Below are 10,380 nucleotides of genomic sequence, written 5' to 3'. Positions count from 1 at the left end.
GAACACCGAGTACCGCAAGCAGGTCGCAGCGGTCCAGGCGCTCATCCACCACCGCTTCGAGCAACACCTGCGGGCGGGCGACCAGGCCCGCGCGGCCGGCAACCCCGAGCGCGCCCAGACCGCGTACCTCAAGGCCCTGGCGCTGGACCCCCTGCGCACCGAGCCCCTGCCCCGCCTCCGGGAGCTCGACCGGGAGCGGGCGCTGGCGGCACAAACCGCACGACTCGCCAAACTGCGGGGCCGGCAGGGGGAAGGGAGCGCCGGCAAGAGGGGGGCGCCCCCGGCGCAAGCGGCGGCGGGGCAGCAGGAGCGCGACTACCTGGAGACGGGCATCTCGCTCCTCCAGCAGGGCGCCTACGAGGAGAGCATCCTCGAGCTCGAGAAATACCTGCGCTCGTTTCCCGACGACCGGGATGCCCAGGGCCACCTGGCCGAAGCCCGCCGGAAGCTCTCGGGAACGCCCGCGGCCGCGGACCTCCCGGCGCCCGCGGTGCCCCGCGCCACCACTCCTCCCCCGGCGGCCCCACCGGCCCCCGTGGCTCCCCCGTCCGCTCCCTCTGCCCCGACACCTCGTGCGCCGATGGGCCCCGCCCCCGCGGACAAGGCCCTCGCCCAGGAGCTCTACGAGAAGGGTCTGCGGGTTTCCCGCACCGACCTGGACCAGGCCATCCGCTACTGGGAAGAAAGCCTCGCCCGCGATCCGGAACACGTCCAGGCCCGCCTCCAACTCGAACGCGCCCTCCGGATGCAGCGCTCCCTCCAGGAGATCCCGGCGCAGTGAGGCGGGCCCGGGAGGGCTCTCGGCTTCACCCGCCGGCCCGGATTTCGCCGCAGCGTTGGGCCCCAGGTGCGGTTGCCCGGCTGTTATGGCGGGAGTATTATGGAGGCCCGCTGCTGGGGCGGCGGGGAGACCACCGAGGAGGCCAGGATGCATCGAACGACGATCATGCTACCGGACGACCTGAGGAATCGCGCCGTCCGGCGCGCCGAGGACATGGGCGTATCCCTTGGAGAGCTCGTTCGCGTCTCGCTCGACGCCCTGCTGAGCCGCCCCGAGCGGGCGCAGGGCGATCCCCTGTACGCCGACGATACGGTGTACCGGGGCGAGGCCCCCGCAGATCTCTCGGCGGCTCACGACCTCCACCTGTACGGCGAAGAGCCGGCGCAGGATCTCGGGCAAGCCTGCGAGAGGGGCCGCGCGATCTCTCGCCCCTCCGATCCCGAGCCCCGATGATCTTCATCGACACCGGCCCCTTCCTGGCCCGCCACATCGAGCGCGACCAGCATCACCGAACAGCCGTTGCCGCATGGCGCCGGTTGGCAGGGGATGGGCGCCGCTGCGCGACCAGCAACTTCGTCCTCGACGAGACGTTCACCCTGCTCGGAAGGCGCGCCGGCTATGCCTTTGCCGCGGACAGGGCTCGGGGGCTGCTCGCGTCGCCGTCGCTCCTTATCCTCCGGCCCGTCCCCGAAGACGAGGTCCAGGCTGTGGAGCTTCTTGAGAAGTTCGCGGACCAGGAGGTGTCCTTTACCGACTGCATCTCCTTTGTGCTCATGCGAAGACACCGGATTCGTTGCGCCTTCGCCTTCGATCGGCACTTCGAGCGTGCTGGCTTCCAGGTGTGGCCACAGGCGTAGCGCCAAGCCGGCTCCTCAGCAGCCGGCCGCGCCTCCCAGAAGCCCGAGAGTCGCCGGGCTCCCGTCTCCGGCCTACTTCTTCCTCGCGTAGAGAAGCTCCATCGTCCGCACCCCCTCGGGGGAGAGGGCGTAGTCGCGGATCTCGAAGCGGTGGTGGTCGGCGTCCTCGAAGTGGGTGACGTACCCCATGAGCTTGTCCTGCTCCCCCGTCACCGGGTCGTTGGCCACCCCGAAGAGGGCCAGGGTCTTCCCCCCGGCGTCCAGGTTCCCCTCCATGGTGAGCAGCGCGGTGCTGGTGCTGTCGCACCACATGGCCACGTACTTCTTCTTCAGGTTGTCGTAACCGGAGACGCCGTAGCCCCGGAAGGGCCGGCCCATCATCTCCATCTCCACCTCGTCCTGCACCCACAGCCCGGGCAGGAGCCACCGGGTCTCCACCGTGCCCCGGCTCTCCGAGACCGGCCCCTCGGGGCCTTCCATCCACATCCGCCCCCGCACCTCCCAGCTCCCCACCATCCGCCCCAGGAGCTCGTGGGGCGTGCCCGGCGTTCCCGCCGCCATCCACGCGTTCATCATGGCTTCGCGCTTCTTCTCGTCCATCGCCGCACCCTCCGCTCCCCCCTTGGTCCCTCCCCCCGCCGGAGGAGAACCCTACCTCCGGGCGGGGGAGCGTCAACCAGCCTTTGGGGTTTCCCGCGGTCGACGCTCGGTCCGTCCGGCGGGGCACCTGTCTTCCCGACCGGCTCTCAACGGCAGGTAGGAGCCTGCTCCCGCAGGCGACACGGCTCCCGCGGGGCTGTCCCTACGAGTCAGCCGGCCCTTGGCCGGATCGTCGGCAGGCGCCGGCTCCTACCGGGCACCGCCACGGGCCGGATTTACTTCAGCAGTGCCCGCTGGTAGGGTGTCCCCGCGTGTCCCTCCTTCTCCTAGCCGGGAGGCGCTCCGAGATGCCCCAGCCCGCGGGAAGAGCCGCCACCTACGAGGACCTCTCTCGCATTCCCGAGAACGCCACCGGCGAGATCGTAGCCGGCGAGCTCGTGGTCACGCCGCGCCCCTCGAGGCGGCACGTCTTTGCCACCTCGTCCCTCGACAAGGAAGTGGGGCCGCCCTACCAGCTCGGGCGCGGGGGACCGGGGGGCTGGGTCATCCTCGTGGAACCGGAGCTTGGCCTCGGGGAGCACATCCTCGTGCCCGACCTGGCCGGGTGGAGGCGGGAACGGCTGATCGAGTCGGAAGAGCACAACTGGATCTCCGTCACCCCCGACTGGGTCTGCGAGGTGCTCTCCCCCGGCACGGTCCGGCTGGACCGCATCCAGAAGACCGCCATCTACCGGAACCACGGCGTGGCCCACCTCTGGCTCCTGGATCCCCTCCACCGCACCCTGGAGGTCTACGCCCTCGACGCCTCGTCTCGGTCTTGGGTGGTCCGCGGCCTATACGGCGGCAACGATCGCGTCCGCGCCGAACCCTTCCAGGAGATCGAGATCGAGCTGGCCCATCTCTGGTGGAGCTCTCCGGCGGGGGCCGGGTGAGGGGCGGTTCGGAGAGCATGGAAAGGAAGTGCATGGCGAAGAAAGACACTCCGACCAGAAAGCGGACCAGGTTGCGGAGCCAGAGCATCCTGTCGTTCTCGGTCTGTGGGGCGCCGCCGCCTCCGCCAAGGCCTTGTCCTTGCGCGCCAGCTCGCGCTCGAGCTCTCGTAGCCGGGGGGCCTCCGGCGTGCGGCCCTCCGCTGGCCAAGCAGGGCGCTTCTCCAGGCCCGAGAGCACGATCTGGCGCCACTCCTTGAGCTGGGCCTCGTGCAGGCCTTGCGGCGCAGAAAGGCCCCCAGGTCCTCCTCCGGCACGGTGGCCGCCTCGATGACGGCGTTGAGCTTTTCCTCGCCGGTCCAGTCTTGGGGGCGCTTGGAAGTCATGGATCTCCTGGGATGGTCGGAAAGGAGCAAATGTCTCGGTCCGCTACCCTACCAGCCTCCCGCAACCAACGCGACAACGTGGTCTGGTGCACGCCCACCTCCTGGGCGAGCTCTCCTGCGGTGAGCCCACGGGGATCGGCCAGTTTCTGCACCATCTTCGCCTTGAACGTCTTCGAATACCGCATGGGTGGTCAGCTCCACCCGCCCCCAGTTCAGGTTGTTGGTGGGAGAGGGGCATCGGCGGCTCGCCGCCGCCGGCCCCCCCTTCGGTTCGCTACGCTCACCTTCGGGGGGGCCGAACCAACCCCACCCCAACCCCATCCGACAACTATCCTGACACAGGGGGAACCGCGTGATCGCTCGCGTGATGCGGGAGCTGGGGCTCATCGAGGAGTGGGGCAGCGGCTACCGCCGCGTCGTCGAAGCGTGTCGGTCCGGCGGTTATCCGATTCCTGAGTGGGAGGAGCTGGGGGCCGCGATGCGCGTTGGGTTTCGACCCCACCCGGCGTCTCGGGACAAGGCAGAGCCTGCCCAGGGAGAATCCGATCGTGACGCAGTAAATGATCTAGTAAATGAGCTAGTAAACGAGGTGGTGCGGCGCGACCTCAACGAGCGTCAGCTCTGGGTCCTGAGGGAGCTGGCTTCGGGCCGAACCGTCCGGGGCTCCATGGTGGCGAAGCGCTTTGGCTGCTCCTCCGCCACCGCCCGAAGAGACCTCGCGGCGCTCTCGCGCTCGGGGGTGATCGAGTTCGCCGGCGCGCCGAAGACGGGAACGTACAAGCTCAAACGGCCGCAAACCCCCTGAGCCTGGGAGGGCCTCCGCCCCATGAACCTGACCGACCGCGACAAAGAGATCATCAAGGCGCACCTCGACCGGGGGGAGCCTTTGCCGGCTCGGTACAAGCTGGCACTGTTCGAGGATGCGCCCGAGGTGGAGCTCGTGTGGCAGGGGAAGACGAGCGAGGTCACGAACGTGGTCTTGCCGTTCCAGTCCATCGAGCAGATCGACGAGCCGCGGGCCGAGGGGAAGGAGCAGCTCGGGCTCTTTTCGGTGGGGGACGGCGGGCGGCAGGCCGGCGGGTGGGCGAACAAGCTCATCTGGGGCGACAACAAGCTTGTCCTCTCATCGCTCAAGAACGGCCCTCTTCGGCGCGAGATCGACGGGGCCGGCGGGCTGAAGCTCATCTACATCGACCCGCCGTTCGACGTGGGGGCGGACTTCTCGGTCGACATCGACCTCGGAGATGGGACGCTCACCAAAGAGCCCACGGTGATCGAGGAGCTCGCCTACCGGGACACTTGGGGGCGAGGAACGGATTCGTACCTGGCGATGATCTACGAGCGGCTTCGGCTGATGCACGGCCTCCTGGCCGACGACGGCACGATCTACGTGCACGTGGGCTGGGCAGTATCCCATTACGTCAAGGCCGCCATGGACGAGATCTTCGGCCGCAATCAGTTCATCAACCAGATCATCTGGAAGCGGCAGACCGCGCACAGCGACACCGGCCAGGGAGCCCAGCACATGGGGAGGCTCCACGACGTGATCTTGCTTTACAGCAAGGGCGACCGGTACCGCTGGAGTATGCAGTACGCACCGTACGACGAGAAGTACCTTGCCACCCACTACAAGAGCGTTGAGCCCGATACCGGGAGGCGATACGAACTTGCGGATCTCACTGGTCCGGGCGGCGCGTCGAAAGGGAACCCCCTTTACGAGTTCCTCGGTGTCACGAAGTACTGGCGATTCAAACGAGAACGCATGGAGGAGATGTACAGGGCCGGGCGGGTCGTCCAACCGAGTCCCGGTGCCGTCCCTCGGTACAAGCGCTATCTCGACGAGATGCCCGGTGTTCCCGTGCAGGACCTCTGGCTGGACGTGAACGCCATCAACTCCCAGGCGATCGAGGCGGTGGGGTACGACACTCAGAAGCCGGAGGTCCTGCTGGACCGGGTCATTCAGATGTCCTCCAACGAAGGCGACCTCGTCGCCGACTTCTTCTGCGGCTCCGGCACCACGCTCGCCGTGGCCGAGAAGCTGGGCCGGAAGTGGATCGGCTGCGACCTGGGGCGGTTCGCGATCCATACGGCGCGAAAGCGGCTGATCGCTGTCCAGCGGGAGCTCAAGGCGGCCGGGAAGCCCTACCGGAGTTTCGAGATCCTGAACCTGGGCAAGTACGAGCGGCAGTACTTCGTGGGCATCGACCCGAACCTACCCGAGGAGCAGCGCCGGGCCCTCACGCTCCAGAAGGAGGAGCACTACCTCACCCTGATCCTCTCCGCCTACAGGGCCGAGCGGGTGTTCCAGACGCCGCCCTTCCACGGGAAGAAGGGCGCCACGGCCGTGGTGGTGGGGCCGATCGACGCGCCGGTGACGCTCGGTCAGGTCGAGGAGGTCATCGCCCAGTGCCGGCGCAAGAAGGTGAGCCGAGTCGACGTGCTCGGGTTCGAGTTCGAGATGGGGCTCGCGCCCGTGATCCAGGACGAGGCCCGGGCCAAGGGGGTGACGCTGTCCTTGAAGTACATCCCCAAAGACGTCTTCGACCGTCGGGCCGTGGAGCGCGGGCAGGTGCGGTTCTATGACGTGGCCTACGTGGAGGTGCTGCCCAAGGTGTCGAAACAGACGGTGACCGTGACCCTGAAGGACTTCGGGGTCTTCTACCGGCAGGACGACCTGGACGGCCTCGGCGAGAAGCTCAAGGCCGGGGGGAGCAAGGTGACGGTGGACGGGGGGCAGGTGGTCCGGGTGGCGAAGGACAAGAAGGGCAAGGTCACCCGAGAGGTCCTGACCAAAAAGTGGACCGACTGGATCGACTACTGGGCCGTGGACTTCGACTACGAGAACCGCAAGGAGATCGTGCGCGTGGTCGAGGGCCCGCCGGAAGAAGGCGTCGAGCGCGAGGTGTGGACCGGGAACTACATCTTCGAGAACGAGTGGCAGAGCTTCCGCACCCGCAAGGACCGGTCGCTGGAGCTCACCAGCCGGGCCCACGAGTACCCGAAGAAGGGCCGGTACAAGGTCGCGGTCAAGGTGATCGACATCTTCGGCAACGACACCACCAAGGTCGTGGAGGTGAAGGTCTGATGGGCCTCCATCCGAGCTTCCCCGCTGACCCCCACGCGATCCTCGACCCGGCGGTGCGCTGGTACCCCGGCGAGGAGGTCTTCACCGAGGCCGGCCAGGCGACGCTCCTGCCGCCGCTGGTCCACAGGATCCGCCAGGGGGTGAAGGAGTGGCGCGACAGCGGGTACGAGGGCGCGAGCGACACCACCCGGGCGCTGCTGCGCCACTGGTTCGAGGCCGAACACGTGCTCCCCGCGGGGGAGGGGGCGCTCCGGCCCTTCCGCTACTACTTCGCCCAGCGCGAGGCGGTGGAGTCGGCGATCTGGCTGTACGAGGTCGAGGAGGCCCGGGATCCCTACGCCCTCATCCGGTACGACGCGTCCGGACGGGTCTCGAAGGGCCTGTTCGCCGAGGACTGGACCCGCTACGTGCTGAAGCTCGCCACCGGCGCGGGCAAGACCAAGGTGATGAGCCTCCTCATCGCCTGGGCCTACTTCCACAAGCGCTACGAGGAGGGCTCGGACCTCTCCACGAACTTCCTCGTGCTGGCGCCGAACATCATCGTCCTCGACCGCCTGCGCCAGGACTTCGACGGCCTGCGGATCTTCTACGACGACCCCGTGCTGCCCGAGAACGGCCACGAGGGCCGCGCCTGGCAGGACGACTTCCAGCTGGCCTTGCACATTCAGGACGAGATCGGCGTGGTCTCGGACGCCGGGAACCTCTTCCTCTCCAACGTCCACCGCCTCGCCGACGACACCTTCGCGCCGTCTTTTGAGGACGAGGACACCACGGCCTACTTCCTGGGCCGCCGGCCGACGGGTAAGGCGGCGAGCGGCCTGGACCTGGGGCAGATCGTGCGGGACGTGGACGACCTGGTGATCCTGAACGACGAGGCCCACCACATCCACGACGAGGAGCTCGCCTGGTTCCGGAACATCGCCGACATCTCGGGGCGACTTCGCCTGAAGGGGAGCCGGCTCTCGGTCCAACTCGACCTCACGGCCACGCCCAAACACACGAACGGCGCCATCTTCGTCCAGACCGTGGCCGACTACCCCCTGGTGGAGGCGATCCGCCAGGGGGTGGTGAAGACGCCGGTGCTCCCGGACGCGGCCTCGCGGGCCAAGCTCTCGGAGCGGGCGAGCGAGACGTTCACCGAGCGCTACGCGGACTACCTGCACCTGGGGTACCTGGAGTGGCGGAAGGTCTACGACGAGCTCTCGGCGACGAAGAAGCCCGTGCTCTTCGTCATGACCGACGACACCCGGAACTGCGACGAGGTGGGCGAGTACCTGGAGGCGCGCTACCCCGAGCTCCGGGACGGCGTGCTGGTGATCCACACCAAGCGAAACGGCGAGATCTCGGAGGCCGTGAAGGGCAAGAACAAGGAGGAACTGGAACGCCTGCGGCGGATGAGCCGCGAGATCGACCTGGCGGAGAACCCCTGCAAGGCCATCGTCTCGGTCATGATGCTCCGCGAAGGCTGGGACGTGCAGAACGTGGTGACCATCGTCGGCCTTCGGCCCTACAAGGCCGCGAGCCGCATCCTGCCCGAGCAGACCCTGGGCCGGGGGCTGCGGCGGATGTTTCGCGGGGAGCCCGTGGTCGAGAAGGTGAGCGTGGTGGGCACCGACGCCTTCGTGGACTTCGTGGAGTCGATCCGAAGCGAGGGGGTGGAGCTGGAGTACGCGCCGATGGGACCGGGGGGCGGCGGCGGGAAGTCACCCATCGTTGTCGAGGTCGATCGGGACAACGACAAGAAGGACCTTGAGCGGCTCGACATGGAGCTGCCGATCCTGGCCCCGCGGCTCTACCGGGAGTTCAAGAACCTGGAGGCCCTGGACGCGCGGGCGCTGCCGCCGGGGAACCTGGCCCTCAAGCGGTTCTCCGCCGAGGAGCAGCGGGAGATCGTCTTCAAGGACCTGGACACCGGCGAGCGCAGTCACACCACCCTGCTCGACACGACCCTCGCGCCCAGCCACCAGGCGGCCGTGGGCTTCTTCGCCCGGACGATCCTCCGGGACCTGCGGCTCGTGGGCGGGTTCGACGTGCTCTTCGGGAAGCTCAAGGAGTACATGGGGAGCCGCCTCTTCGAGAAGCCCGTGGACCTGGACGACCTGAACGTGCTCCGCAACCTCTCCGAACCCGCGGCGATCCGGAAGATCCTGGAGACCTTCAAGGCGGCCATCAACGCCCTCACGGTGCAGGAGAAGGGGACGACCGAGGTCAAGGGCACGATCAAGCTCAGCAAGGCGCGCCCGTACGTGGTGACCAGCCAGCCCTACCTCGTGCCGAAGCGCTCGGTGTTCAACAAGGTGGTGACCGACCAGGGCTTCGAGTTGGAGTTCGCCGGCTTCCTGGACGGGTGCGAGGACCTCGTCTCCTTCGCGAAGAACCCCCAGCGCCAGGCGAGCTCGCTCCGGATCGAGTACCAGACGGCCGAGGGCGGCCTGGCCAACTACTACCCGGACTTCCTGGTGAAGGAGACCGAGACCGACTACTGGATCGTCGAGACCAAGGGCAGGGAAGACGTGGAGGACCCGGGCAAGTGGGAGCGGCTCTGCCGCTGGTGCGAGGACGCCTCGGCCGCGGACGGGACCCGGCGGTTCCGGCCCCTCTACGTGCCGGAGGAGGGGTGGAAGAAGGCCCGGGCGAAGAGCTTTCGGGGCCTGGCGGAGGCGTTTGGGGGAGGGGGGCCCGCGGCTACCGCACGGAGGTGGGGTCAAGCCTGACGAGGGCGTTGAGGAAACTCCGTCTCACTCCAGCCACAGCCCCTTGAGGGGAAACTGCGCCTCGGGAAAGGGTTCGGCGCGGACGAGGTCGTCCTCGGCGAAGAAACTCTCGGGCACCCAGGCGCCGGACTCCCCGCGCCCGAACACCTCCAGGGTCTTGTGGAGTGGGTCTACCAGCCACACGTGCCCGACCTCGGGGCTCTGGCGGTAGATCTCCATCTTCGTGAAGCGGTCCTTCTTGGCGGTGCCCGGAGAGAGGACCTCGCAGACCCAGTCGGGGGCGACGGCGATCCAGTTGTGCTCAGGGGATCGGACGAACCGCTCCCGCTTCCACCCGGCCAGGTCGGGGACCAGGGGCTCGCCCCGGCCGGGAAAGAGGACCTCGGGCTCGTCCAGGATGATCCAGCCTCCCAGCCCGCCGCCGCGCCCCATGTGGTACGGCGGAACGAGCTCTCCCCCCAGGACCGACGCGGCAGCGGCGTGCTCCGGCGACGGCCGGGGCGTCACCACGAGCTCGCCGTCGATGATCTCGCCGATGGCGCCTTCGGGGATCGTGTACAGGTCTTCGTAGGTCGCCCGCTTCCCGGCTGGCCTTCCCATGGGATGCCTCCTCGCGCGCTGCCCTCGCTGGGCACCCCGCAGGGGGGATTTCTTCCCGGGTCCCGCGCCGGGCCCCCGTTTGCGGTGGGTCTGACGGTACGGGCGGAGCTGGAGGGTGTCAAGGGAAGCGCGGACCCTGGAACCGCCGCCTGGGTGGGCAGCGGGCTCGGGGAGCCCCTCCGCTCCTCCGCGCAATCCGCGGCTTCCAGAGGGCATCTCCCCGAGGGAATCGGTGCGCCGAGCTTCACCGGTCTGCACCGGGTGGCGTCGATCGGTCGATGCGGTGCGCAGCTGCGCTACAGGGCCCCCCGACCCCTCCCCAAAACTTCCCCCCCATCCCCTCCTACCGGCACCGCGGCCCCCCGGATGGGATCGCGGACGACCCCAGGTCGAGCTCCCCGAGCTGCGCCAGCACCGCCTCGATCTCG

General features: G+C 68.4%; 10 protein-coding genes. 7 read left to right on the top strand and 3 right to left on the bottom strand.

Annotated elements, in window-relative coordinates; all coding sequences use genetic code 11:
• From AB1578_18455 to AB1578_18445, 3 genes are all read left to right on the top strand, one after another.
• A partial coding sequence (locus AB1578_18455) for a tetratricopeptide repeat protein (protein ID MEW6489877.1) occupies window positions 1-781 on the top strand: 781 nt, incomplete at its 5' end.
• A gap of 147 nt (window positions 782-928) precedes the next feature.
• Window positions 929-1,234, top strand: a complete 306-nt coding sequence (locus AB1578_18450) for a CopG family transcriptional regulator (protein MEW6489876.1) — start codon at window positions 929-931, stop codon at window positions 1,232-1,234.
• Complete coding sequence (locus tag AB1578_18445) at window positions 1,231-1,638, top strand: type II toxin-antitoxin system VapC family toxin (protein MEW6489875.1); 408 nt, start codon at window positions 1,231-1,233, stop codon at window positions 1,636-1,638. Before AB1578_18450 ends, AB1578_18445 begins: the two co-directional genes overlap by 4 nt.
• Window positions 1,639-1,710: 72 nt before the next feature.
• Here AB1578_18445 and AB1578_18440 read toward each other — a convergent pair whose 3' ends face one another.
• Complete coding sequence (locus AB1578_18440; protein ID MEW6489874.1) at window positions 1,711-2,238, bottom strand: DUF1579 domain-containing protein; 528 nt, start codon at window positions 2,236-2,238, stop codon at window positions 1,711-1,713.
• Window positions 2,239-2,585: 347 nt separating this feature from the next.
• Here AB1578_18440 and AB1578_18435 point away from each other — a divergent pair, with 347 nt between their 5' ends.
• On the top strand, window positions 2,586-3,170 hold the full coding sequence (locus tag AB1578_18435) for a Uma2 family endonuclease (protein MEW6489873.1): 585 nt from the start codon (window positions 2,586-2,588) through the stop codon (window positions 3,168-3,170).
• A 379-nt stretch (window positions 3,171-3,549) separates the two neighbouring features.
• Here the strand turns inward: AB1578_18435 and AB1578_18430 are convergent, their stop codons facing one another.
• On the bottom strand, window positions 3,550-3,738 hold the full coding sequence (locus AB1578_18430; protein MEW6489872.1) for a transposase: 189 nt from the start codon (window positions 3,736-3,738) through the stop codon (window positions 3,550-3,552).
• A 167-nt stretch (window positions 3,739-3,905) separates the two neighbouring features.
• On the opposite strand from AB1578_18430, the gene AB1578_18425 reads away from it, so the two are divergent.
• From AB1578_18425 to AB1578_18415, 3 genes are read left to right on the top strand one after another with little or no spacing between them, the layout of a single operon-like run.
• Window positions 3,906-4,358 carry an ATP-binding protein gene (locus AB1578_18425; GenBank protein MEW6489871.1) on the top strand — a complete coding sequence of 151 codons (453 nt, stop codon included), beginning with the start codon at window positions 3,906-3,908 and terminating at the stop codon, window positions 4,356-4,358.
• Between the two features lie 21 nt (window positions 4,359-4,379).
• Complete coding sequence (locus AB1578_18420) at window positions 4,380-6,638, top strand: DNA methyltransferase (GenBank protein MEW6489870.1); 2,259 nt, start codon at window positions 4,380-4,382, stop codon at window positions 6,636-6,638.
• A complete protein-coding gene (locus AB1578_18415) occupies window positions 6,638-9,352 on the top strand; it encodes a DEAD/DEAH box helicase family protein (protein MEW6489869.1) in 2,715 nt (904 codons plus the stop codon). The genes AB1578_18420 and AB1578_18415 overlap by 1 nt, the downstream gene beginning before the upstream one ends.
• Window positions 9,353-9,376: 24 nt before the next feature.
• On the opposite strand, the gene AB1578_18410 is transcribed toward AB1578_18415, so the two are convergent.
• Window positions 9,377-9,952 (bottom strand): Uma2 family endonuclease, encoded by a 576-nt coding sequence (locus AB1578_18410; GenBank protein MEW6489868.1) that lies wholly within the window; start codon window positions 9,950-9,952, stop codon window positions 9,377-9,379.
• Window positions 9,953-10,380: the final 428 nt, after the last annotated feature.

The organism is Thermodesulfobacteriota bacterium (genome assembly GCA_040756475.1).
Classification (GTDB): Bacteria; Desulfobacterota; Deferrisomatia; order Deferrisomatales; family JACRMM01; genus JBFLZB01.
Note: the sequence above shows the minus strand (reverse complement) of the source record. Positions and strands in the feature narration are given on the sequence as shown.